This is a genomic window from Streptomyces flaveolus (genome assembly GCF_000716535.1).
Classification (GTDB): Bacteria; Actinomycetota; Actinomycetes; order Streptomycetales; family Streptomycetaceae; genus Streptomyces; species Streptomyces flaveolus_A.
Map to the genome: position 1 here is coordinate 154,441 of NZ_JNWV01000005.1, position 22,254 is coordinate 176,694.

Below are 22,254 nucleotides of genomic sequence, written 5' to 3' on the forward strand. Positions count from 1 at the left end.
CCACTGGTGCGTCCGTGGACTCCACCCCCACGGTCACACCGGTCACGCCCGCCCGCCCCTCCGGCGCACCGTCATTGCGCCGGACAGGGGAGAACACGCGTTTGTCAGGTGGTGCGGGCGAGGTCCAGGCAGCAGCGGACGAAGTCCCGTACGACCGGGTTCCGGTCGTCGGCCGGTGCCCAGGCCACGGCCACCCGGGTCGGGCTGACCCCCGTGACCGGGCGGTAGACGACACCGGGGCGGGCGTAGAACCGGGCGGCGGACGCGGGCGCGAGGGCGACGCCGTACCCGCTGGCGATGGCGCTCAGCCAGTCGTCGGGCTGCTCGGTGACCGCGCCGATCCGGACCGGACGGCCCTCGCGCTCACCGGCGGCCAGCCAGTGGTCGCGCCAGGCGCCGGTCTCCGGCGGAGCGGCCACGAACGGCTCGTCCCACAGCTCCCGGAAGGCGATCTCCGTCCGCTCCGCGAGCCGGTGCGCGCTCGGCAGCGCCACCCAGCGCTCCTCGCTGAACAGCACCTCGACCCGCAGCGCGTCCTGGCCCGGGAACGGCAGCCGCAGCAGCGCCGCGTCCACCTCGCCGTCGGCCAGACCCGCGCTCGGGTTCGTCCAGGCGGCCTGCCGCAGCTCGGCCCGCCACCCGGGCCGCCGCCGGGCGAACTCGGCGACGATCGCCGGCGTCGCCTCGTTGGCCGCGCTCGCGACGAAGCCCACGCGCAGCACCCGGGCCGCGCGCCGTCCGGCGGCCCGCGCGGCGCGCAGGGCGTCGTCCCAGGCCGCCAGGACGCCCGGGGCTCGGCGCGCGAGTTCCCGGCCGGCGTCCGTCAGCGCCATGCCGGTGCGCGAGCGCTCGAAGAGCCGTACCCCGAGCCGGGTCTCCAGTTGCCGGATCTGCTTGGTCAGCGCCGGCTGGGACACGTACACCCGCTCGGCGGCGCGGACGAGGCTGCCCTCCTCGGCGACGGCCAGGAAGGAGCGCAGCAGACGCGAGTCGACGTCCATTCCAGAAGGTTATGGACGCTGGTATTGGACGTCGCGGCGACCCTCCGGCGAGCGTGGACAGCATGAACCTCGCCTATCTCACCGTCACCTGCGCGACCGTGCTGGCCAACGCGGGCATCGCGGCGGCCGACCTCGCGAAGGCGCCGTTCGTCCTCGCCAACTCGGCCCAGGTCGGGGTGTCCCCCCGCCGGCTTCCCGCGCTCGCCCTGCTGAAGGCCGCCGGAGCGGCCGGGCTGCTCCTCGGGCTGCTGGGCGTACGCACCCTGGGCATCGCCGCCGGCGTCGGCCTGGTGCTGTTCTACGTCGGCGCGGTGGCCGCCCACGTACGGGCCCGCGTGTTCCGCACGATCGTCTTCCCCGCCCTGTTCCTGGCGCTGGCGGCCGGGGCCCTGACCCTGGCGGCGACCCGGTGAACGGGCACGCTCAGCGCGGCGGCGGAGGGGCCGCCCGGGGCAACCGGACCAATGGGGCATCAGGTGCATTCGGCTCGTGTGGGAAAGGGCGGGCGTTCGACCCTCTGTCCGGTATGCCCGCGCGCCCGTACACTGCGGATCCACAGACATGCGGGCGGAGTTGACCGGGGGGAGCCATCATGTCCGGAGGTCCGTACGGTCCGGGTCAAGGGTTCGGCGGGCCGACGCTGCCGCCCATGCCGCCGGGCCCGCCGCCCGCGCCGCCGGACGCCTGGCGGGCCATCGCGGTCGCCCTGCTCAACCTCAGCGGCCTCGGCCTCGGTTACGCGCTGCTGCGCCGCTGGATGGCGATGGCCGTCTGCTGGGTCGCGACCGGCGTGCTCCTGCTCGTCGCGCTCCCCGCCGACGCCGACGGCGTCCCCGGCGCCGCGCTCGCCGGCTACGCCGCACTCCTGCTGGTGGCGGCCGTCCACGGCGCAATCGCCGGACTGCGCACCCGGCTCGCCGGGCCGGGCAGCGCGCCGCTCGCGCTGCTGCTGGGCGTGGTGCTGCTCGCGGTACCGGCCGGCGGCGCCCTCTGGTACGAGGACGCCCACGACGAGGCGGTGGAGCAGACGCTCCTCGGCCGCCTGGAGCGCGCCGACGACCTGGTGGCCGACAGCGGCCGGCAGTCCTTCGGCGCCGCCCGCCTCGACTACGGCACGGCGCTGGAGGTCTACCGCGACATCGCCGTGCACCACGGTGGTTCCCGCGCGGCCCGGCAGGTCCCGGACAGCCTGCGGACCTACTACACGACGGTCGGCGCGGCCTACGGCCACCGGGAGTACTGCGACGCCGTGGAGCCGCTGAAGTACCTCCGCACCGTGCCGGACACGATGCCGCGGGAACAGCTCGGCGCGCTGGCGCGGTGGCCCGACGACCGGCTCGCGACCGCCCTCTACGAGTGCGGTGCGCGGCACCTGGCGACCGGCGACACGGACTGGGTGAACCGCTTCGGCGACCTGCTCGACACCTTCCCGCGGTCCGGGGCGGCGGCCAAGGTGGTGCCCGCCGTCGACGCGGCGGTGGCGAAGACGGAGAAGGCCGTCGGCGGTGACGAACCCTGCGCGGCCGTCGCGAGGCTGCGCGACCTCGACACCCGGATCGCGGACCTGTCCAGGTCGGCCGGTGACACGGACGGCCGGCTGGCGAAGGCCGCGAACCGGGCCGGCCGCAGCGGCGACGCCGGCGAGTACTCCTGCGGTGTCGACCAGTACCGGGACGGCGACTTCGACGCGGCGCAGAAGACCATGGAGCAGTTCGCCGCCGGCCACAAGCACGACAGGAACCGCGCCCGCGCCCAGAAGGTCGCCATAGCCGCCGAGGTCGCCCAGACCCTCCCGGCGGCCGGCAAGAAGCTGCCCACCCTGGCCTCCGGCGGCAGCATCTCCGTCACCGTCAAGAACGACAGCCCGGACGACATCACCGTCCTCTACACCGGCCCGGTCACCGGCAGCTTCACCCTCAAGGGCTGCGGCGGCTGCAAGGCGTACACGTTCGCCGACACGGCGTTCTCCACCTTCAAGCCCTGCAACGACAGCAGCAGGAACTACCCGCAGCGCACCATCAGCCTGCCCGTCGGCACCACGTACTTCGTGCACAAGCCGAACGGCGACAGCACCGCGACCCCGGCCTCGGACACCGCCAGGCTCAGGTCCGGCTACATCTACACGGAGTGCGCCTACTCGACCCAGCGGCTGGGGTCCGGGTACTGATCGGCGGCCGGGGTACCCGCGCGACGACGCGAGGCGACACCCCGAGGTGGGACCGTGAACGACGACGACCGCATCGGCGATCCCTGGGGTCCTCGGACCCCGTACGACCGGGGGACGCCCTGGCCGGTCCGCACCGACCTGCACCTCGCGCCCGGCCTCACCGAGGAGGACGTGGAGCGCTGGGTGCCGTCCGCCTCGGGCCCAAGGACCTGGACGGCTGGCAGGCGAACGGCTCCCCGGACCGGCTGACCAGGCCGCTGGTCCGGGAGAACGGCCGGCTGGTGCCCTGCGACTGGGACACGGCCATGGGCCGGATCGCGGCCCGCACCCGGTACCTGCTGGACGAGCGCGGCCCCGGCTCCATCGGCTTCTACACCGCCGGCCAGCTCTTCCTGGAGGAGTACTACACCCTCGCCGTGCTCGCCCGGGCCGGCATCGGCACCAACCACCTGGACGGCAACACCCGGCTGTGCACGGCGACCGCCGCCGAGGCGCTGAAGGAGAGCTTCGGCAGCGACGGGCAGCCCGGCTCCGGGGAGCGCGCGATGAACGCCCTGGCCCTCACCCTGCGCACCCTGCACCACGGCGAACGGCATCTGGAGAAGGCCCTCATGGCCGCCGCGGAGCGGCACCGCACCGAGCACGAGATCCACCATGTCGCCACGGATCTGGCCCGCTGGTCGCACGAGCACGGCGCCCGCCTCGCCGACACCGGCCACCACTACGGACTCGACCTGTCCGGTCCGCCCGACGACCCGACGCCGGGCCCGCTCGCCACGCTGCGCGCCAAGGCGGCGGAGGCCATGGGCCGCCGCTCCGAACCGGGCCTGCTGCTCCTGCACGACCTGCTCGACCTGCACCTGGCGGCCACCCGCAACTCCGTCCACTGGGAGATGCTCGCGCAGGCCGCGCAGGCGGGCCGCGATCCCCGGCTCCTCGCCCTGGCGAGCGACTGCCACCCGCAGACCCTGCGCCAGATCCGCTGGACCAACACCATGATCAAGCAGTTGTCGCCGCAGGTGCTGACCAGCGTCTGAGCGCCGGGCCCGGGCCGTGCCTGGAGTCCCTCGCCGAGGGCGGCGATCAGGGTCGGCCCGTGGCCGGCGGCCGTCAGCGGGGCCCGGATGTCGTCGTCGAGGTCGGGGACGTAGCCGAACAGGACATCGGCGGGCCCGGTCACCCGCACCTCGCCGAGCGCGGCCGGCAGCAGCAGGGTCCGCGCCCGGCCGAGCCGGCCGGTCCAGCCGCCGCAGGTGACGGTCACCGGGGCGCCGGCGTTGCTGAGGATCCGCGCCGTCGCGAACGTCCGGGTGAGGGGGCCGTTGCCGCCGGCCGTCCAGCGTTCCAGGGCGAAGCGGGGCCCCGCGCACAGCACCGTGCGCGCCACCGAGTCGTCGACCCGCACGCTCAGACCGGGATGGAACTCCGGCCGGGGCTCCGGTCGCCACTCGTCCAGCAGCCGCTCGATGTTCTCCTCCCGCTCCCGCTCGGCCAGCGGTGCGCCGTCCTCCATCCGCCAGGGCATGTCTCGTGGACCAGGGTGCCCGGCCCGAAACTGTGCAGGGTGCCGCCAGGTACGTAGACGGTCTGCCCGGCGCGCACCGGCAGGCGGCGCATCACCGTGTCGAAGTCCTGCGCGAGCAGCGCCCGGCGCAGCCGCTCCCGGTCGGCCCCGGGCCGCACCCCGACCAGGGCGGTCGCGCCGGTTACGGCGTCCAGCACGTGCCACGCCTCGGTCTTGCCGTTCGGCTCGCCCTCCAGACGGCGGGCGGTGGCGTCGTCGGCGTGCAGATGCACGGGCAGCGCGCGCGTGGGGTCGATGTACTTGGTGAGCAGGGGGAAGCGCGGTTCGTGGGGGCGCTCGCCCAGCAGGCCGCCGGGATCCTCCGCCCTCAGCTCCCGCAGCGACCGCCCCGCCGGCGGACCCTCGGGCACCGTGGCACGCTCCCCGTCGACGTCGCTGACCTCCCAGGTCTCGGCGACGGGGCCGTACGGCGGCCCCGTCCGGCCCAGCCGGTCGGGCAGGGCCCGCCGCCGAACACATGCTGTCTGACGGGCGTGCTCAGGCGCAGCGGGGACCAGCTCACCGGGCCCGCCATGTCAGCCGGCCGCGTTGTCGACCCGCATCCGCACCTGTTCCTCCAGCCGGCGCAGGCTGCCGTCCAGGGCGTCGCACACCGCCCGCTCACCCGGGTCGTGGCCCTCGTCGAAGAAGGACAGGTGCACGGTCACCTCGCTGGCTCCGCTGCCGATGCCGGCCACCTGGAGCCAGCCGGCGTAGCCGCCCTGCTCGCGGGTGCCCCACTCCAGGCGCATCTGGTCCGGCTCGGACCGCAGCACGGCCGGCGTGTCCTCGCCGGAGCGGTCCTCGTGGACGGTCACGGCGGGCGGGTCCTGGACGTCTACGTGCAGCTCACCGGGGAGCCAGGCGTCGAGCTGGGCGGTGTTGGCCGCCTGGTCGAAGACCTGCTCGGGCTGTGCGGGCATCGTGCGGGAACGTTCGTACTCGGCCATCGTGGTCTCGCCCCTCCGGTCGGAAGTCGTACCCCGACCGCGTGCCCCTTCCACGGCGACCGAAAAGCCCCGGTGGCACCTCGCTCAACCGCTCATGCCATGGCCGCGCGCGCCGTCCGTTCCACTAGGGACACGCCGTCGCTCATGGACGTGCTGCCGTCCGACAGCACCGCGACGAGATACCGGTGACCCTTGACGGTGACCTGGCCGACGCTGTTGACGTCCCACAGGCCCGTGGTGGCGCGCTGCAGCCAGCCGTTCTTCAGGGTCTTGCGGGAGCCCTCGGCGCCGGCCGCCGGGACGCCCCAGGTCTGCTCGGGCACGACCTGGCTCATCAGGGTGCGGATGTAGGCGCGGGAGTCCGCGTCGAGTCCACCCGAGCCCGTGTGGACCGTTCCGCCGGTGTCGAACACGGCCCGCAGCAGGCGTATCTGGTCACGTGCGGTCGTCCGGGTCAGGCCCCACTTGGCGCCGGGGCCGCCCTTCGTCGAGGTCAGGCCCAGGCGCTTGTTGGCCGCCGCCAGCCCGGGGGCCCGGCCGATCTGCCGCCACAGGGCGTTGGCCGCCGCGTTGTCGCTGCGCCGGATCATCGGCTCGGCGCGCTCCCGTTCCGGTGCGGTGAGCTGCCGTCCCGCGTCCTGCGCCTGGAGCAGCAGCGCCGCCAGGATGTCGACCTTGACGATGCTGGCGGTGTCGTACGCCCTGTCCTCGCCGTGGACCACGGGCGCGCGGTCGGTGCCGTCCAGGTCGAGCACGGCGGCCGTGGCCTGCGCCGACGCGGCAGCGGCCGGGGTGGCGTGCAGCAGCCCGGTGGCGAGGAGGGCGGTCGCCGAGGCCACGAGGGCGCAGGCCTTGGCGCGTGCGGTGCGGGAGAGGCGGGACGACATGGGTCACGAACGTAGACAACGGCGGCGCCCGGCGACGTGGCGCCCGTCACCTTGGGCCCCGTTCGGCCCCGATTGTGAGAAGAGCCACCGATGGGGCGCATTGTTCCGCCGGGTCGCTGGGGCGGCGGCGTGTACGCGCGGCCGGGCGGTGCTCCTCGCTTATCGTCGGCCAGACACCGACATCCGGAGTGAAAATGGACAAAGCGGATGAACTGGTTGGTGTGACGGAGGGTGTGGCGGCCGTACCCCACCCCGAGCCGCCCGCGCGCCGCGTCCGGCCGTGGCCACCGGGCGCCGGCCCGAGGCCCTGGCCGACGGGCGCCGCGCCCCGGGCGTGGCCCCTGGGTGCCGCCCTGGCGGTCACCACCGGCGCCCTGGCCGCGCTGCTCCTGGCCGGCACGCCGTGGCTGAACCATCCGGCCGTCCAGGCCTGGCGCACCGTCTGCCTGGCCATCACCGTTCAGGCGCTCCCCTTCCTGCTCCTCGGCACCGCCCTGTCCGGCGCCATCAACGCCTTCGTGCCGGCCGACCTGTTCACCCGGGTGCTGCCCAAGCGGCCGGCTCTCGCCGTCCCGGTCGCCGGTGCCGCCGGCGCGATCCTGCCGGGCTGCGAGTGCGCCTCCGTGCCCGTCGCGAGCAGCCTGATCCGCCGGGGCGTGACACCGGCCGCCGCCTTCGCCTTCCTGCTCTCCGCGCCCGCGATCAACCCCGTCGTCCTCACGGCCACCGCCGTCGCCTTCCCGGGCGACCCCGCGATGGTCGCCGCGCGGCTGCTCGCCTCCCTCGCCACGGCGGCCGTCATGGGCTGGCTGTGGCTCTGGCTCGGCAAGGAGAAGTGGCTGCGCCCGCTCCTGCGCCACCGGCACGCCGGCCACCAGCACGGGCACAGCCGGTGGACCGAGTTCCGGCTCGGTTTCCAGCACGACTTCCTGCACGCCGGCGGCTTCCTCGTGCTCGGCGCCATGGCCGCCGCCACCTTCAACGTCACCGTGCCGGGCTCCGTCCTCGACGCCTTCTCCGGCTCACCCTGGCTCTCGGTGCTCTTCCTGGCCCTCCTCGCCGTACTGCTGGCCGTCTGCTCGGAGGCCGACGCGTTCGTCGCGGCCTCGCTCACCGGTTTCTCGCCGACCGCCCGGCTCGCGTTCCTGGTCGTCGGGCCGATGGTCGACCTGAAGTTGATCGCGCTTCAGGCGGGCACCTTCGGCCGTGCCTTCGCCTGGCGGTTCTCCACGGCGACCACCGTCGTGGCCGTCACCGCGAGCGTCCTGATCGGAGGCGCGCTGCTGTGAAACGCCCTCTCCAGGTCCTGCTCCTGGTGCTGACCGGCACCGGCCTGCTGCACACCGCCCTCCTCACCGACACCTACCTGCGCTACGTCAAGGCCGGACTGCGCCCCGCGCTGATCGTGTCCGGCGTGGTCCTGCTGCTGCTCGGCCTGGCGGGCGCGGTCACCCGGGACCGGCGGCCCACGGCCGGCGACACCGGGCACGGCCACGACCACACCGGCATCCCGCGCGTCGCCTGGCTGCTGTTCCTCCCCGCGCTCAGCCTGCTCGTCCACCCCCCGCCCGCGCTCGGCGCGTACACCGCGGCCCGCGCCGACACCAAGCCCGTCGCCGTGCAGAAGGGGTTCGCGCCGCTGCCCGCGACCTCGCCGCTGCCGCTGACCCTCACCGACTTCACCAAACGGGTCCAGCAGGACCGCGGCCGGGCCATCGAGCACCGCACCGTCCGGCTGACCGGCTTCGTCACCCCGGCCGGCGAGGGCGACGGCTGGTACCTGACCCGCATCATCTTCTCCTGCTGCGCGGCGGACTCCCAGACGGTCAAGGTGCGCGTGTACGGCGGTGAGGCACCGCCCGCCGACACCTGGCTGGAGGTGACCGGCACCTGGCACCCGCGCGGCACGCTGGGCACCAGGACCGCGGAGGCGGCACTCGACGTCAGGGACGTCCGACCCGTCGCCCAGCCGGTGAACGCCTACACCGACGACCTGCCGCTCACGCCTTCCTAGGGACGCGACGACCTGGCCGCTCCCCGGGAAGCGCTCGGGGCCGTCGCTCCCCGGGCCCGCTCATGGCCGGTTCGCACGGCTGCCCGGGCCGGTTCCCAAGGCCGTCAGGACGGGTTCCCGGGGTGGCTCGTCGCAGGCTCCCAGGGCCCCGCGGGACCGGCTCCCGAGGCCGCTTCCGGCCGGTCGGGAGGCGCGGTCGGCCGGAAGGCGCCCGATGCCGAAGAGAGGCCCGGCCCGTAGCGGACGACCGGCCGGGACAGGTGCAGGATGGTGTCATGACCCTCGCTCGGGCGACCGGGTCCGGGAGACCGCGGGGGCCACTGCGGGTTCCGGTCGCCGCTGGGCGAGAGGAGGCGGTGACGATGACACGGACACCTCCCACGACGGTCACCCGGGTGCGGCTGTGGCGGTGGCGGCGCAACCCGCTGCGGCGGCACAGCGATGTCGTCGAGGCCTGGATCGTCCTGGCCGGCTGGGTGCTGGCCCTGGTCGTCGGGGTCTTCGCGGGCCTGTGGGCGGCCCACGCCTCCGACACGGCGTTCGCGGCACGGCTGGCCCACCTGCACCCCGTGTCCGCCGTCCTCACCGACGACGCGGCGCGGACCCCCGCCGCGGGCAGCGGTTACGACGACGGGCGGGTCTGGGCCCCCGTGCGCTGGACGGGCCCGGACGGTTCGGCGCACACCGACCGGGCGAAGGTCCTGCCGGGCGCCCCCGCCGGAACCCGGGTGGAGGTGTGGACGAACCAGGCGGACCGCGTCGTGTCGGCCCCCGTCACCGGGGCGGCTGCCGACCTGCAGTCGGCGCTCACCGGCGTCCTCGTGGCCCCGGCGGTCGGCGCGCTGGTCTGGGGCGCGGGATGGCTGGTCCGCGGCCGGCTCATCCGGCGGCGCCTGGCCGAGTGGGACGAGGAGTGGCGGCAGATCGGACCCCGGTGGGGAAACCTCAGCGGAGGGCGGGGCTGACCAGGGCCGCGACCGGCACGCGCCCCCTGCACCTACCACGGAGGTTGTACACCGGCCCGGCCCTACCGCGGCCGGTGGAGCCGGGCGTCAACTCCCGGGTTGGCGACGTGCGGACCCCCGGCACGTAGCTTGTGTGCCGTGCCGAGAGGCACTCGTCAACCAGGGGGAAACACATGCGGACGAACATCTTCACCAGGACCCTCATCGCCACCGCGACCACGGTGGCGCTGGCCGCGGGCAGCCTCGCCGCCGCGGGCACCAGCTTCGCGGCGTCCGCGACGGCCCACCCGGCGGCGGCCACCGAGGCCGTCACCCCGCAGGCGGTGAACAACCTCGGCCTGACCTCCGCCCAGGCGAAGAAGGTCCAGCGCTGGCTGAAGACGTACTGGAACTACCGGAACTCCATTGACGGCAAGCTCGGCACCAACAGCTGGAAGGCCTTCCAGCGCTGCCTGAAGAAGTACTGGGGCTACACCGGCCCGATCGACGGCATCGTCGGCAAGGGCACGATCAAGGCACTCCAGCGGCTCCTGAAGGACAGCTACGGCTACCGCGGCCCCATCGACGGCATCGCGGGCTCCGGTACCAAGGCCGCGTTCAAGCGGTTCGCCGACGCGCACTGAGCCCCCGCACGGCGGCCTGAGCGCACCGCCCTCCGTCCCGCTGCCGGACGGAGGGCACCGGGCGAGGGCGTCGGGGAGGACGAGCCCTACGAGCGAACGAGGGCGTGATCACGCCCTGCGGGGTTACCCGGCCGGTATGGCGAAGCTGCACGTACCACGGCGGCACCACCGGCAGGCCGCAGACGAGACCCCCGAGCCGCGGATCCCCGCGCCGGACGAGGCCGGACCCGCCCAGGACGTCGAGCGACGGGCGCCCGACAGCCCCGTGAAGCTGCCCCGGCGCGCCTGGCCGGCGGTGTTCAAGGGCTCACTGCGCGAGTTCCGCGACGACGAGCTGACCGACCGCGCCGCGGCGCTCACCTACTACACCGTCCTGTCCCTGTTCCCGGCCCTGCTGGTGCTGGTCTCCCTGCTGGCCGTCGCCGGCCGCTCGGTCACGGACAAGGTCCTGGCCAACCTGCGGAACCTCGCCCCGGGACCCGCCCGCGACATCATCACCCGGGCGGTCGAACAGCTCCAGAACAGCGCCGGAACCGGCTCCCTCGTCGCCGTCCTCGGCCTCGTGCTGGCCGTGTGGTCGGCGTCCGGCTACGTGGCCGCGTTCATCCGCGCCGCCAACGCCGTCTACGACATGCCCGAGGGCCGCCCGGTCTGGAAACTCCTCCCGGTGCGCGTCGGCGTCACCGTCGTCCTCATGGTCCTCGCCGTGGCCAGCGCGCTCATCGTGGTCTTCACCGGCGGCCTGGCCCGCCGCGCCGGGGACGCGCTCGGGCTCGGCGACACGGCGCTGACCGTGTGGGCCATCGCCAAATGGCCCGTGCTGGTCCTGCTCGTCACCGTGATGATCGCCATCCTGTACTGGGCGACCCCGAACGCCAAGGTCAAGGGATTCCGGTGGATCACCCCCGGCAGCGTCCTCGCCCTGCTGATCTGGATGGCCGCCTCCGCCGGCTTCGCGTTCTACGTCGCCAACTTCGCCTCCTACAACAAGACCTACGGCACCATGGCCGGCGTCATCGTCTTCCTGGTCTGGCTGTGGATCACCAACCTGGCCATCCTGCTGGGGCTGGAGTTCGACGCGGAGACCGTACGGCAGCGGGCCATCGCGGGCGGCCATCCACCCCGGGCCGAGCCTTACACCCAGCCCCGCGACACCAGGAAGTGGAACGAGGAGGACGTACGCCGCCTGGACGAGACCTGACGCGCCCGCCCTCCCCGCTCGGTCACGCGGCGTAGCCGCCGTCCACCGAGAACTCCGCGCCCGTCACGTACGCCGCCTCCGGCCCCGCCAGGAACGCCACCACGGACGCCACCTCCGCCGCCGTACCGAACCGGCCCAGGGCGGTCATGGCCGCCTGACCGGACGCGTACGGGCCGTCCGCGGGGTTCATGTCCGTGTCCGTCGGCCCCGGATGCACGACGTTCGCCGTGATGCCGCGCTCGGCCAGCTCCCGCGCCAGAGCCTTCGTCAGCCCCACCACGGCCGACTTGCTCATCGCGTACAGCGTGGCTCCCGGCCCCGAGACCCGCGCCGTGACACAACTGCCCACCGTGATGATCCGCCCGCCGTGACCCATGACCGCGGCGGCGGACCGGGCGGCCAGGAAGACCCCGCGCACGTTCACCGCGAGGAGCCGGTCGACGTCGGCGAGGGACAGGCTCTCCAGCGGCCCCATCATCCCGACGGCCGCGTTGCCCACCAGCACGTCCAGCCCGCCCAGTTCCTCCGCCGCGCGCCGCACCGCGTCCGCCGCCTCCGCCGCGTCCGCCGCGTCCGCGCGCAGCGCCACCGCCCGCCGCCCCAGCGCCTCGATGTCCCGCACGACCTCCTCGGCCGCGTCCTTGCCCCGCACATAGGTCACGGCCACGTCCGCGCCCTCCCGCGCCAGTCGCCGTGCCGTCGCCGCGCCGATGCCCCGGCTGCCGCCGGTGACCAGTGCCGTCCTGCCCCGCAGATTCGATTCCGAAGTCATGTGTCCATCCCAGCCGACGGCCAGGGCAGACACCGGCGGCGAACGGACATCGACCTCGACGCGGCGGCGTGCGCCCAGCCCTGCCGGGAAAGTTCGGCCGGAGGCACGTCTCCCACGCCGATCCCGGTCCTCCCGCAGGCCGATGGCGCGCCCGGGTGTCTTTGGGCAGGCTGACGGCATGACACGACCACAGCCACTGCTGCTGCCGCATCCGCAGGCACAGCTCACCGAGCCGCTCCCGTACCACCGTCTGGCCCGCCTCTCACCGCGCTACCGGTGGTGGCGCCCCCTGCTCGGGACCCTGGTCGTGGCCGTGGCGTACGTGACCACCGTGGTCCTCCTGATGCTCGTCGTCGAGGCCCTGGGCTCGGGCATGGGCTACCCCCAGGACGACGACGGGTGGCCTGAGTTCGGCCCCGTCTCCGGCACCGCCGTGGACCTGCTCACCATCGCGGCCGGCATACCCGTCGTGCTGCTGATCGTGCGCTGGATCGGACGCCGCCCGGCCGGCACGGTGTCCTCCGTGACCGGCCGGCTGAGATGGCGCTGGATGCTGCTGTGCGTGCTGACCGCCGTGCCGATCCTGGGCCTCGCGATGGGCTGCATGTTCCTGCTCCCCGCGGACGGCGAGCCGGAGAGCCAGTGGGTGGGGTGGCCGGCCTTCGGACGGGCCGTCGCCATGCTGGTGGTGCTGGTGCCGGTGCAGGCGGCCGCGGAGGAGTACGTGTTCCGCGGCTGGCTGACGCAGACCGCCGGGGCGTTCCTGCGCTCGCCGTGGGCCGCGTTCCTGCCGCAGGCGGTGCTGTTCGCCGCCGCCCACGGCTGGGGCACGCCCTGGGGCTTCGCCGACCTGGTCGTGTTCGGCGTGGCCGCGGGCTGGCTGACCTGGCGCACCGGCGGACTGGAGGCGTCCATCGCCCTGCACACCGTCAACAACCTTCTCGCCTTCGGCGTCTCGGCCGCCGTCGTGGACGGGCTCACCAGCGATGAGACGGCGGCGGACGCGAGTTGGCAGCTCGTCGCGTTCGACGTGCTGAGCATCGCGCTGTACACGGCGGCCGTGGCGTGGTGGCTGCGCCGCCGCCGACTGGACCGCACGGCTCCGGCACCGCGGCCACCTGCTCTCGTACCGGGGTACCCGTACGGCCACGGCGTCCCGCTGCCGCAGCAGTGGCCGGGGCAGTGGCCGGGCCAACCGGGGCCGGGCGCGGGATATGCCGGGGTGTGGGCGGGGCAGCCTGGGCCGGGCGCGGGATACGCCGGGGCGTGGGCGGGGCAGCCGGGATGGGGGCCGGGGATGGCAGGGGCTCCGCCGTGGGTGGGGCAGCCGGGAGCCGGTGCGGCCGGTGTCGGGCCGTGGGCCGGTCAGGCCGGACCGGGTGGGGGCGTTCCCCTGACGGCATCGGACGGGGCCGTCCCCCCACCGTCCTCGGCCGGCCCACCGACGGCCGGTACGGCCCTTCCGCCCCCGTCTCCGGGCGCCGTGGAAGACGGCACGGACCGTCCGTAGGCCGCGGCCGGCCTCGGCGCTCAGGCGGTGTGCAGAGCTGAGTGCAGCGTGCGGACCGCCAGGTCGATGGCCGCCGCTGCCGCGTGGGTGCCGTGCAGGGCGTTCAGCAGTGCTGCGAGGGGTCGGCTCCGGACTTTCGGCGCGCGATGCGATCGGGACCGTGTCTTCGGGCCCTGCTCTCAAGGCTCCGCGTCTTCGGCGAGGTCGGCGGCCAGGGCGGCCAGCGCGAAGTCCCTGCGGCTCGCCGCGCGTGCGGCGACGAGGGCCAGGGCGGAGGGCAGCCGACCGCACCGGCGGATGATCTCCGTGACGGCCTCCGGCTCAGCGGCCGGCCGCGCGGCACCGATCCGCCGGGCGAGCAGGTCACGGGCATCCGCCTCGGACGGCAGATCCAACTCCAGCACACGGACGCCTGCGGCGGCCCGCGCCTGGGTCTCGGTCAGCCGGAGGGAACCGCTCGGCGCGGCGGTCTCGACCCGTCCAACGGACTTGATCAGCTTGGCGGGTTGGGTGGCTGCGGTGGGCGTCGTCAGTCCGGTGGCAGCGGTCGCCCCGGCGGATTCGGTCAGTCCGAGGGGTCCGGTCGCGGTGGCGCGTCCGGCAAGCGCGGCTGACCCGGCCCCCCTGGCAGGTTCGGTCGGCCCGCCGTTTCCGGTGGCCCCGGCGGATCCGGTCACCGCGGTCGGTCCGACCAACCCGCCTCGGCCCGTGACCAGCGTCAGGCAGCCCGGCACCCGGGGCAGCAGCGGACGGAGCCGGCCGAGGCAGGCGGCGTCGTCCAGCAGGACGAGCAGTCGGCGTCCCGCCAGCACATCGCGATACTGCGCGGCGAGGGCGGCCACACCCACGGGCATGCTTCGCGCGGGCACGCCGAGGGCCGCGAGCAGCCGGCTCAGGGCCTCGGCCGGCTCCAGGGCGGCCTGGTGGGGAGCCGATCCGCCCAGGTCCAGGTGCAGCTGGCCGTCCGGAAACCGGTCGGCGATGCGGTGCGCCCAGTGGATCGCCAGGGCGGTCTTGCCGATCCCGGCCGGCCCGCTGATCAGCACCGCCGACACCGGGTAGGCGCCGGCCAAGGGGGTCAGCGCGGCCCGCAGGGGCTCCCCTCCGCTCCAGGTGTCCAGCGCGGTCGGCAGGGCTTCCGCGCCGGTAACGGCGTCTAGCGCGGTCGGTACGGCTTCCGTACCGGCGAGGGCGTCCGGCGCTAGCCGCACCGGCTCCGCGCCGGTCCACGTGTTCGGCGCGGCTGGTTCGGGGTCCGCACCGGTGGGGGCGCCCGGCTCTGCCCGCAGCGGTTCTCCGCCGGTGAGGGCGTTCCCGTCTGCCCGCAGGGGCTCCCCTCCGGCCCAGGTGTCCACTGCGGTCGGCACGGTTTCCGCGCCGGCGAGGGCGTCCGGCCCCAGCGGCGCCGGCTCCCCGTCGGCCCAGGTGTCCACCGCGGTCGGCACGGTGCCCGCGCCCGTGACGGCATCCGGTGCTTGTCGCATCGCCTTCGCGCCGGTCCACGTGTTCGGCGCGGTTGGTTCGGGGGCCACGCCGGTGAGGCCCTCTGCCCGCAGCGGTTTTCCGCCGGTGAGGGCGTCCCCGTCAGCCCGCAGGGGCTCCCCGCAGGGCGAGGTGTCCGGCGCCGCCCCCACGGGTTCCCCGCCCCACACCGCGTCCAGCGCGGCCAGTTCCCGCTCACGGCCGGTGAAGACGGCCAGGTCCGGGGGGAGCTGGGCCGGGCGGACGAAGGGGCGTGCGGGGTCCGGTGGGCCGGTCGGGAGCCGGTGCCGGGCGGGGCGTATCTGCTGGCGCAGAACGCGGGCGTGGGCCGCCGCCAGCTCGGCGCCGGGAGCGATCCCCGACTGTGCGGCGAGGTCACGGCGTGCGTCCTCGTAGGTGGCGAGCGCCTCCGCCTGCAGGCCGCACGCCGCCAGTGACAGGATCAGGCGGGCCAGCAGCGGCTCGTCGAACGGGTTCAGCACGGCCGCCCGGCGCACGCTCGGCAGCACCTGGTCCGCGCGCCCGCACAGCAGCGCGGCGTCCGCGGCCATCCGCGCCGTGCGGAGGACCTCCCGGTCCACGGCCGCGAAGTGCGGATGCGCGCGCACCGGTCCCGGCAGGCCGGCCGCCACCGGGCCGCGCCACAGCCGCAGGGCCCCGGCGAAGTGCCGTACCGCCTGTTCGGAGCGCGCGGTGGCGGCGGCCCGCATGCCCCGCCGGCTGAGGGCGCGGAAGCGCAGCAGGTCGGCCTCGTCGGCGCTCGCCTCCAGCAGGTAGCCGCCGGTACGGCCCAGCAGGCGCCGTCCGGGCGCGCGCGGGGGCAGTCCGGGTTCCAGCAGCTTGCGCAGCGCGCCGACGTGGCGGCGTACCGCGTTCGGCGCGCTGGCGGGCGGCCGGCCCGGCCAGAGGACGTCGACGATCGTGCTCATCCGCACGGGCCGGCCCGGCCGCACCAGGAGCACACCGAGCAGGGCCCGTGCCTGCGGGTACCCGAGGTCCAGCTCGCTCTCCGCGCGCAGCACCCGCAGCGGGCCGAGCACCTCGAACCGCAGCACCTCGATCCCCGGCACCTCGATCCTGCCCTCCGGTCAGCCGACGCGGGCCGCGATGGTTCGCGCGCACATCAGGGACTCGGTACGGGTGGTGTCCACCTCCAGGTCGTACGACACCCCGTCGTGCACCACGTCGGCCTGGGCCGCCGCCATGCCGGGGGTCCGGTCCCCCCGGGCGATCTCCCGTGCCGCCGCGACCTCGGCGTCGCAGCGCACGCCCACCCACAGGACGTCCAGCCCGGCGAGGGCCTTCCGCCACCGCTGCTGGGAGGCCGCTCCGCCGAGGAAGACGTCGTCAACGACGATCCTGGCGCCCGCGCGGGCCGTCGCCGCGACCCCCTCCATCCAGGCCGCCTCCAACGCCCGGAAATCCGCACCGATCCGCACGCCGCCGTCATCGGCGAACTCGATGCCACCGTCCGACCCCTGGAGGTTCGGGGGCAGCGCGTCGACCAGCGAGTCGATGCCGAACACCAGCCAGGGGTCGGGCAGTACGGCCTGCAGGCAGCGCGCGATCCCGGACTTCCCCGCGCTGGAACCACCGTTGAGAAGGATCATCTGAGTCGTCACCGTGCCACCCTAAAGAGCCGTCCGGTCAGGCGGACAACGTATTCGGCGTCCCGGACCCCGGGAGCCGTCATCCGGCACCGGTCCGTTCCTGCCGCCCGGCGAGCCGTTCCCGGACCCGTTCCGCGTCCGGATGACCGAGCCGGTCGAGCAGGGCGAGGGCTTGCTCCCAGGCGGCCCGCGCGCCCTCCCGGTCACCGGTGGCCAGGTATGTGTCGCCCATGCGGGTCAGCGTGTCGGCCTCCGGGTACGGCACGCCGAGCGCCCGGTACAGCGCCAGCGCGTTGCGGTAGCCGAGCAGGGCATGCGGATGCCTGCCGAGGCGGTGGTAGGCGTAGGCGATGCTGTCCCAGGTCGCCGCCTGGCCGTACCGGTCGCCCAGGTCCTGGAGCAGGGCCAGCGCCTCGAAGCAGCGCGCGAGCGCCGGCCGGTACTCGCCGCGCAGCGCGTGGTACCAGCCGACGGAGTTGAGGACGCTGGCCTGCGCCGGCCCGGATCCGGTGGTGCGGAACAGCTCCAGGGCGAGCTGGTTGTGGCGCAGGGCCCCCGCGAGGTCGCCCTCCTGCTCGCACGTCCAGCCCAGACTGCGGTGGGTGCCCGCCCGGCCGGCGGTGTCGCCGGCGAGGGTGAACAGCGTGAGCGCCCGGTCGAGGTGGGCCCGGCTCTCGTCGAGCAGGCCCAGCCTGCCCTCCGCCCGGGCGAGGCCGCGCAGGGCGCGCGCCTCCATGGCCGGGTCGGCGAGCCGCAGTGCGGCGCCGAGCGCGGTGCGCTGGGCGGCCAGTCCGTCGTGCCAGTGGCCGCGCCGTTCGAAGTACGGCTCCAGGGACCAGGCCAGCAGGCACGCGCAGCGGTCGTGGCCGGACGAGGCCGCCGCCTGGACGACGGCCGGCAGCGCCGGCTGCTCCGCGGTGAGCCAGGCCAGGGCCGCCCCGTCGTCGGCGAACGGCACGGCCCGCGGGTCCGGCGGCGCGGGCGGCAGCGGCGGGACGTCCCCGCCGGGGTCGAGCAGCGCGCCGGCGGCGTGGGCGCGCTCCACGTAGTGCCGGAACAGCCGGTCGCGGGCCTCCCGCCGCTCGGCCTCGGTGTGGTGCTCGGCGAGGAGGTCATCGGCGTGCGCGCGGAGCAGGTCGTGCAAGCCGTAGCGGCCGGGCGCCGGTTCGGTGACGAGGTGGACGGCGGCGAGTTCGCCGAGCAGCGAGCGCGCCCGGCGCGGCGGCAGCCCGGCGAGCGCGGCGGCGGTGGCCGCGGACACGTCCGGGCCGGGATGCAGGGCGAGCAGCCGGAGCAACCGGGCGGCGGCCGGCGACACGGCCCGGGTGGACCAGGAGAAGACGGTGGCGACGTCCACGGGAGTGCCGGGCCGGGTGAACGCGTCGAGGCTGCCCCGGGCCTCGCGCAGTTCGGCGGCCACGGCCGCCAGCGGGAAGTCCGGGCGCAGGGCTGCGCGGGCGGCCACGCAGGCCAGGGCGAGGGGCAGCCCGGCACACCGGGCGACGATCTCGTCCACGGCCCGCGGCTCGGCGGCGGTCCGTCCGGCGCCCAGCCGGCCGGCGAGGAAGTCCCGCGCCTGGCCTGCGTCGAACGGCCGCAGGATCAGCGAGCGGGCGCCGTGCGCGGCCACCAGTCCGGTCAGGTCGTCCCGGCTGGTGACGATGGCGAGGCAGCCGGGCGTGCCGGGCAGCAACGGCCGTACCTGCTCGGCGTCCCGGGCGTTGTCCAGCAGCACGAGCACCCGGCGCCCCGCCAGCACACTGCGGTACAGGGCGGCCTGGGCGGCCAGGCTCTGGGGGACCTGTTCGGGCGGCACCCCGAGCGCGTGCAGGAACCCGCGGACCGCCTCACCGGGGTCGGCGACCGCTCCGGAGGGTGCGAAGCCGCGCAGGTCGACGTAGAGCTGCCCGTCCGGGTACCGGTCGGCGACCCGGTGGGCCCAGTGGACCGCCAGCGTGGTCTTGCCCACCCCGGCCATCCCGCCGAGCGCGGAGATCAGCACCGTCCCGGCGGGCTCCCCGGTCCGGGCGAGCGGGTCGAGCAGCTCGGCCAGTTCGGTGTGCCGGCCGGTGAACGCGGGCAGGTCGTGCGGTAGCTGGGCGGGTACGACGGGACGCGCGGCGACGGCTTGTGCGGGCGGCGGCTCCGCGGGGTCCCCGTCCCGGGTCTCCCGCAGTGCCGTCCGGTGGGCCTGGTGCAGTTCGGGCCCGGGGTCGATGCCCAGCTCCTCGGCGAGCCGGCGGCAGGTGTTCCGGTAGGTGGCGAGCGCCTCGGCCCGCCGGCCGGTGGCCGCGAGGGCCAGGACGAGCCGGGCCAGCAGGGGCTCGTCCAGCGGATGCGCTGCGGCGGCCTCCCGCAGCCGGGCCAGCGGCATGCCGGGCACGCCCGCGCGCAAGGCAGCGTCGGCCGCCTCCCGCAGCGCGGCGAGCCGCTCGCGTTCCAGCCCGTCGGCCCCGAGCCGTTCGCGCACCTCCGGGGCGATTCCGGAGGCCACGGGACCGGCCCACAGCGTCAGCGCCTGGCCGAGCAGTTCCACGGCCCGCCCCTGCGCACTCCCGGCGACGGCGCGCCGGGCGTCCTCGCGCAGCCCCCGGAACCGTACGAGGTCCACGTCGTCCCCGTCGGTGACCAGCCGGTAGCCGCCCGCGCCCCGCACCAGCCGGCGTCCCGGCGCCCGCGCCGGCAGCCCCGGTTCCAGCAGCCGCCGCAGCGAGCCGACGTGCCGGCGGACCACGTTGACGGCGGTGGGCGGGGGACCCGGCCCCCACAGCACGTCGACGATCTCGGGCACGGGGACGGGCTGACCGGCCCGGAGCAGCAGCAGGGCCAGCAGCGCCCTCGCCTGGGGCCCGCCGGCGTCCAGCTCGTGCGCACCGCGCCAGACCCGCACCGGCCCCAGCACCGCGAACCGCACCGACGCCCCCTGTGCCATCCCGCTCCCTCCGCCGTTCCTTGCGGCCCTCGACTGTACGACTCCGGAGGAAACCGACGGCAAAGCGCGGACACCGCCGGGCGGTGGACTCCGGCGTGTCGGGCGGGCTTCCCGCCCCTGGACGCCCGGGTGGTGGAGTTCCAGGCCCCGGCCGAGGGCGTCCCGGGCCGGCTGTCCTGGGCGGCCCGGCAGGACGGCACGCCGGAGGAGCGGCTCGACGTGCCGCACGCCTGGCTGGTGGAAGATCTCCCTGGCGGGCGGGTCCGTATCCTCACCCAGGGGACGCAGATCGGCCGACCCGCCGCCGAACTGGCCCGGCAGACGCCGAATCCGATGCCGAACGGCCATCAGGCATGGCTGGACGGCCTGGTCCGCGCCGCCAAAACCTCGTAATCCGCTAGGGAGTTGCCGTCATGACCGACAAGCTCACGGTGAGTGTCCTGGGCACCGGCATCATGGGTGCCGCGATGGCCCGCAACCTCGCACGGGCCGGGCACACCGTCCGCGCCTGGAACCGCACTCGCGCCAAGGCCGAACCGCTCGCCGCCGACGGCGCGCACGTCGCGGGCACGCCCGCCGAGGCCGTCGAGGGCGCCGATGTCGTCCTGACCATGCTCTACGACGGCCCGGCCACCCTCGACGTCATGCGCGAGGCCGCCCCCGCGCTGCGCTCCGGTGCCGCGTGGGTGCAGTCCACCACCGCCGGTGTCGAGGCCATCGGCGACCTGGCCGCCTTCGCCCGCGAGCACGGCCTCGTCTTCTTCGACGCGCCGGTGCTGGGCACCCGCCAGCCCGCCGAGGCGGGCCAGCTCCTCGTCCTCGCCGCGGGCCCGAGCGAGCACCGCGCGGCCGTGGCCCCGGTGTTCGACGCGGTCGGGTCCCGTACCGTGTGGACCGGCGAGGACGGCGCGGCCGGCACCGCGAGCCGCCTGAAGCTCGTCGCCAACAGCTGGGTCCTCGCGATCACCGCCGCGGCCGGCGAGGTGCTGGCCCTGGCCCGGGCGCTCGACGTGGACCCGCAGAACTTCTTCGACGCGATCGAGGGCGGCCCGCTGGACATGGGGTACCTGAGGGCCAAGGCGAAGCTCATCCTCGACGGCCAGCTGACCCCGGCCCAGTTCGCGGTGGCCACGGCCGCCAAGGACGCCCGGCTCATCGTCCAGGCCGGTGAACAGAACGGCGCGCGCCTCGACGTGGCCGCCGCGAGCGCCGAGCGCATGGAGCGTGCCGCCGCGCAGGGCCACGCCGACGAGGACATGGCCGCGGCGTACTTCGCCAGCTTCGGCTCCGCCGACGGCCCCTCCGCCTGAAGGGAACCCGTGTGCTCCGCGCCGCCGCTGCCGCCCGAGCGCGTCCCGCTCACCGAGTCGAGGCCGGGCGCCGGCACGGCGGGGGCACGCTGAAGGAGGGCGACAGGGTTCCGTCCGGCAGCCGGCGGCCCTGGTCGAGGAGGCCGGCCGAGGCGCGGAGCTCCGCGTCGCCTCCCTCGGCCGCCGCCGGCCGCCGCTCGGCGTGGCGGGCGGTCACGCGCCCGTCTCGGTGCCCTCCGCCGTCTCCTGCGTCGATTCGGCCGGCACGACGTAGAAGACGGACGTGCCCTGCTTGGTGCGCTGGGCGCCGTTCTTCGCCACGAGGTTCTCCAGCGTGGTGCGGACGACCTTGGACTGGATCCCGCGCTCGGGGTACGCCCGGCCCAGGGCCTCGCTGACCTCCGCGGCGGAACGCGGTTCCTTCTGCTCCGCCAGGTGCCGGCGGACGAGTTCGATCAGGGTGGGCTGAGCGGGCTCGGACGGCGACGCCTTCTTGGCCGCCGGCTCGGCGGCGGTCGCCTTCCGCGTCACCGCCTCCTTCGTGGCCGTCTTCTTGGCCGCCGGCTTCTTCGCCGCGGCCCTCTTGGCCACCGGCTTCTTCGCCGCGGGCTTCTTGTCGTCGGCGCGGCGCGTGCCGCCGCTCTTCTTGCGCGGGGCGGGTACGACCGCCCGCCCGGCCGGTGCGGCGAGGCCGAGTGCCTGCCGCATGTTCAGCAGGACGCCGTGGTCCTGTTGCAGGGTGGTCAACTGCTCCTGCAGAACGGCGATTTCAGCCGTGATGCGTTCCTGCTCCTTGAGGTTGTGTTCGAGGTCGTTGGTCACCTGGCTGACGTACTGAGAGGTCAATTCGGTGACGGGCCCGGCGCTTTCCGGCATCATTTCCTCCGCTCCTGACGGTGCGACACCTGGATGATACGGGTGGGTCAACCCGTTTTCACCGTTGGCGAGGCGGGCAGCGGCTGACCGACAACCCGCTCCGGGCCGCTGCCGGGCGCGCCAGCATACAGCCGGTGAGGGCGGCCGTGAGTCCGGTCGGACAGGCTGGCCGTCACGCTGACGCCACCGGCAGGGTGAGCCTGACCGGCCGCAGTCCGGGTGCCGGCGCGACAAGCGTGACGTGCACCGGCGGCTCGGCCGGGCGGAGGACGGCCGGGGCCCGGCCGTGCCGGGTGTGGCGGCGCGGCTGCCGGAAACGGTCCACGTTGTGCGGGTTGCCGTTGACGACTCCTGCGGGCTCCCCGGCACCCGACACCTCGAACCGCACGG

The 22,254-nt window shown here is 75.2% G+C and carries 21 protein-coding genes and 1 pseudogene; 12 read left to right on the top strand and 10 right to left on the bottom strand.

All coding sequences use genetic code 11. The features are described from left to right. Positions 1 to 104: 104 nt before the first annotated feature. The gene (locus OO52_RS06340) at positions 105 to 1,001 is read right to left on the bottom strand and encodes a LysR family transcriptional regulator (protein ID WP_030641822.1); all 897 of its coding nucleotides are present in this window, start codon (positions 999 to 1,001) and stop codon (positions 105 to 107) included. Between the two features lie 62 nt (positions 1,002 to 1,063). On the opposite strand from OO52_RS06340, the gene OO52_RS06345 reads away from it, so the two are divergent. The 4 genes and pseudogenes from OO52_RS06345 (at position 1,064) to OO52_RS49475 (ending at position 4,205) form a co-directional block, all read left to right on the top strand. After that, entirely contained in the window at positions 1,064 to 1,414 is a 351-nt protein-coding gene (locus tag OO52_RS06345) for a DoxX family protein (protein ID WP_030641823.1), read from the top strand. A gap of 179 nt (positions 1,415 to 1,593) precedes the next feature. After that, positions 1,594 to 3,168, top strand: a complete 1,575-nt coding sequence (locus OO52_RS06350; RefSeq protein ID WP_030641824.1) for a hypothetical protein — start codon at positions 1,594 to 1,596, stop codon at positions 3,166 to 3,168. Positions 3,169 to 3,222: 54 nt separating this feature from the next. Further along, positions 3,223 to 3,701, top strand: a pseudogene (locus tag OO52_RS53925) (molybdopterin-dependent oxidoreductase); the annotation flags it as partial. Between the two features lie 12 nt (positions 3,702 to 3,713). After that, positions 3,714 to 4,205, top strand: coding sequence for a hypothetical protein (locus OO52_RS49475; RefSeq protein ID WP_030641826.1), 492 nt, complete (start codon positions 3,714 to 3,716; stop codon positions 4,203 to 4,205). Positions 4,206 to 4,575: 370 nt separating this feature from the next. Here OO52_RS49475 and OO52_RS54180 read toward each other — a convergent pair whose 3' ends face one another. From OO52_RS54180 to OO52_RS06370, 3 genes are all read right to left on the bottom strand, one after another. After that, positions 4,576 to 5,103: a class I mannose-6-phosphate isomerase gene (locus OO52_RS54180; protein WP_324608271.1), complete on the bottom strand. Its 528-nt coding sequence runs from the start codon at positions 5,101 to 5,103 to the stop codon at positions 4,576 to 4,578. 165 nt (positions 5,104 to 5,268) lie between these two features. Next, positions 5,269 to 5,682, bottom strand: a complete 414-nt coding sequence (locus OO52_RS06365; RefSeq protein ID WP_030641828.1) for an SRPBCC family protein — start codon at positions 5,680 to 5,682, stop codon at positions 5,269 to 5,271. A 92-nt stretch (positions 5,683 to 5,774) separates the two neighbouring features. Beyond that, positions 5,775 to 6,569 carry a serine hydrolase gene (locus OO52_RS06370; RefSeq protein WP_030641829.1) on the bottom strand — a complete coding sequence of 265 codons (795 nt, stop codon included), beginning with the start codon at positions 6,567 to 6,569 and terminating at the stop codon, positions 5,775 to 5,777. Positions 6,570 to 6,763: 194 nt separating this feature from the next. Here OO52_RS06370 and OO52_RS06375 point away from each other — a divergent pair, with 194 nt between their 5' ends. The 5 genes from OO52_RS06375 to OO52_RS06395 all read left to right on the top strand — a co-directional run bounded on the left by OO52_RS06375 (position 6,764) and on the right by OO52_RS06395 (position 11,372). Then, positions 6,764 to 7,858, top strand: coding sequence for a permease (locus tag OO52_RS06375; RefSeq protein WP_234339361.1), 1,095 nt, complete (start codon positions 6,764 to 6,766; stop codon positions 7,856 to 7,858). Next, complete coding sequence (locus OO52_RS06380) at positions 7,855 to 8,583, top strand: TIGR03943 family putative permease subunit (RefSeq protein ID WP_030641833.1); 729 nt, start codon at positions 7,855 to 7,857, stop codon at positions 8,581 to 8,583. The genes OO52_RS06375 and OO52_RS06380 overlap by 4 nt, the downstream gene beginning before the upstream one ends. 362 nt (positions 8,584 to 8,945) lie before the next feature. Beyond that, positions 8,946 to 9,548 (top strand): Rv1733c family protein, encoded by a 603-nt coding sequence (locus OO52_RS06385; RefSeq protein WP_030641835.1) that lies wholly within the window; start codon positions 8,946 to 8,948, stop codon positions 9,546 to 9,548. A gap of 173 nt (positions 9,549 to 9,721) precedes the next feature. Beyond that, positions 9,722 to 10,171 carry a peptidoglycan-binding domain-containing protein gene (locus OO52_RS06390; protein ID WP_030641836.1) on the top strand — a complete coding sequence of 150 codons (450 nt, stop codon included), beginning with the start codon at positions 9,722 to 9,724 and terminating at the stop codon, positions 10,169 to 10,171. Between the two features lie 136 nt (positions 10,172 to 10,307). Next, positions 10,308 to 11,372: a YihY/virulence factor BrkB family protein gene (locus OO52_RS06395; RefSeq protein WP_030641838.1), complete on the top strand. Its 1,065-nt coding sequence runs from the start codon at positions 10,308 to 10,310 to the stop codon at positions 11,370 to 11,372. 22 nt (positions 11,373 to 11,394) lie between these two features. On the opposite strand, the gene OO52_RS06400 is transcribed toward OO52_RS06395, so the two are convergent. Continuing rightward, on the bottom strand, positions 11,395 to 12,144 hold the full coding sequence (locus OO52_RS06400) for an SDR family oxidoreductase (protein ID WP_030641840.1): 750 nt from the start codon (positions 12,142 to 12,144) through the stop codon (positions 11,395 to 11,397). Between the two features lie 178 nt (positions 12,145 to 12,322). Between OO52_RS06400 and OO52_RS06405 the strand changes: the two genes are divergently transcribed. After that, complete coding sequence (locus OO52_RS06405) at positions 12,323 to 13,654, top strand: CPBP family intramembrane glutamic endopeptidase (protein WP_030641841.1); 1,332 nt, start codon at positions 12,323 to 12,325, stop codon at positions 13,652 to 13,654. Positions 13,655 to 13,833: 179 nt separating this feature from the next. Here OO52_RS06405 and OO52_RS52515 read toward each other — a convergent pair whose 3' ends face one another. From OO52_RS52515 to OO52_RS06420, 3 genes are all read right to left on the bottom strand, one after another. Next, positions 13,834 to 16,206, bottom strand: a complete 2,373-nt coding sequence (locus tag OO52_RS52515; protein WP_234339367.1) for an AfsR/SARP family transcriptional regulator — start codon at positions 16,204 to 16,206, stop codon at positions 13,834 to 13,836. 18 nt (positions 16,207 to 16,224) lie between these two features. Next, entirely contained in the window at positions 16,225 to 16,746 is a 522-nt protein-coding gene (cpt, locus tag OO52_RS06415; RefSeq protein WP_030641845.1) for a chloramphenicol phosphotransferase CPT, read from the bottom strand. 79 nt (positions 16,747 to 16,825) lie between these two features. Next, positions 16,826 to 19,678: an AfsR/SARP family transcriptional regulator gene (locus OO52_RS06420; RefSeq protein WP_030641847.1), complete on the bottom strand. Its 2,853-nt coding sequence runs from the start codon at positions 19,676 to 19,678 to the stop codon at positions 16,826 to 16,828. Positions 19,679 to 19,807: 129 nt separating this feature from the next. Here OO52_RS06420 and OO52_RS06425 point away from each other — a divergent pair, with 129 nt between their 5' ends. Beyond that, positions 19,808 to 20,071 (top strand): hypothetical protein, encoded by a 264-nt coding sequence (locus OO52_RS06425; RefSeq protein ID WP_199819900.1) that lies wholly within the window; start codon positions 19,808 to 19,810, stop codon positions 20,069 to 20,071. 20 nt (positions 20,072 to 20,091) lie between these two features. After that, positions 20,092 to 20,988: an NAD(P)-dependent oxidoreductase gene (locus OO52_RS06430; RefSeq protein ID WP_030641849.1), complete on the top strand. Its 897-nt coding sequence runs from the start codon at positions 20,092 to 20,094 to the stop codon at positions 20,986 to 20,988. Between the two features lie 213 nt (positions 20,989 to 21,201). Here the strand turns inward: OO52_RS06430 and OO52_RS06435 are convergent, their stop codons facing one another. Both OO52_RS06435 and OO52_RS06440 read right to left on the bottom strand, forming a co-directional pair. Beyond that, positions 21,202 to 21,867, bottom strand: coding sequence for a hypothetical protein (locus tag OO52_RS06435; RefSeq protein ID WP_030641851.1), 666 nt, complete (start codon positions 21,865 to 21,867; stop codon positions 21,202 to 21,204). A 169-nt stretch (positions 21,868 to 22,036) separates the two neighbouring features. Next, entirely contained in the window at positions 22,037 to 22,252 is a 216-nt protein-coding gene (locus tag OO52_RS06440; RefSeq protein ID WP_030641853.1) for a hypothetical protein, read from the bottom strand. Positions 22,253 to 22,254: the final 2 nt, after the last annotated feature.

Bases quoted from the DNA above. Each gene is read 5' to 3' on its own strand.
- OO52_RS06435 (WP_030641851.1), bottom strand. From the start codon at position 21,867: ATGATGCCGGAAAGCGCCGGGCCCGTCACCGAATTGACCTCTCAGTAC.
- cpt (WP_030641845.1), bottom strand. From the start codon at position 16,746: ATGATCCTTCTCAACGGTGGTTCCAGCGCGGGGAAGTCCGGGATCGCG.
- OO52_RS06405 (WP_030641841.1), top strand. From the start codon at position 12,323: ATGACACGACCACAGCCACTGCTGCTGCCGCATCCGCAGGCACAGCTC.
- OO52_RS06365 (WP_030641828.1), bottom strand. From the start codon at position 5,682: ATGGCCGAGTACGAACGTTCCCGCACGATGCCCGCACAGCCCGAGCAG.
- OO52_RS06350 (WP_030641824.1), top strand. From the start codon at position 1,594: ATGTCCGGAGGTCCGTACGGTCCGGGTCAAGGGTTCGGCGGGCCGACG.
- OO52_RS06385 (WP_030641835.1), top strand. From the start codon at position 8,946: ATGACACGGACACCTCCCACGACGGTCACCCGGGTGCGGCTGTGGCGG.
- OO52_RS06345 (WP_030641823.1), top strand. From the start codon at position 1,064: ATGAACCTCGCCTATCTCACCGTCACCTGCGCGACCGTGCTGGCCAAC.
- OO52_RS06400 (WP_030641840.1), bottom strand. From the start codon at position 12,144: ATGACTTCGGAATCGAATCTGCGGGGCAGGACGGCACTGGTCACCGGC.
- OO52_RS06430 (WP_030641849.1), top strand. From the start codon at position 20,092: ATGACCGACAAGCTCACGGTGAGTGTCCTGGGCACCGGCATCATGGGT.
- OO52_RS06395 (WP_030641838.1), top strand. From the start codon at position 10,308: ATGGCGAAGCTGCACGTACCACGGCGGCACCACCGGCAGGCCGCAGAC.
- OO52_RS06420 (WP_030641847.1), bottom strand. From the start codon at position 19,678: ATGGCACAGGGGGCGTCGGTGCGGTTCGCGGTGCTGGGGCCGGTGCGG.
- OO52_RS06390 (WP_030641836.1), top strand. From the start codon at position 9,722: ATGCGGACGAACATCTTCACCAGGACCCTCATCGCCACCGCGACCACG.
- OO52_RS06370 (WP_030641829.1), bottom strand. From the start codon at position 6,569: ATGTCGTCCCGCCTCTCCCGCACCGCACGCGCCAAGGCCTGCGCCCTC.
- OO52_RS06375 (WP_234339361.1), top strand. From the start codon at position 6,764: ATGGACAAAGCGGATGAACTGGTTGGTGTGACGGAGGGTGTGGCGGCC.
- OO52_RS06340 (WP_030641822.1), bottom strand. From the start codon at position 1,001: ATGGACGTCGACTCGCGTCTGCTGCGCTCCTTCCTGGCCGTCGCCGAG.
- OO52_RS49475 (WP_030641826.1), top strand. From the start codon at position 3,714: ATGAACGCCCTGGCCCTCACCCTGCGCACCCTGCACCACGGCGAACGG.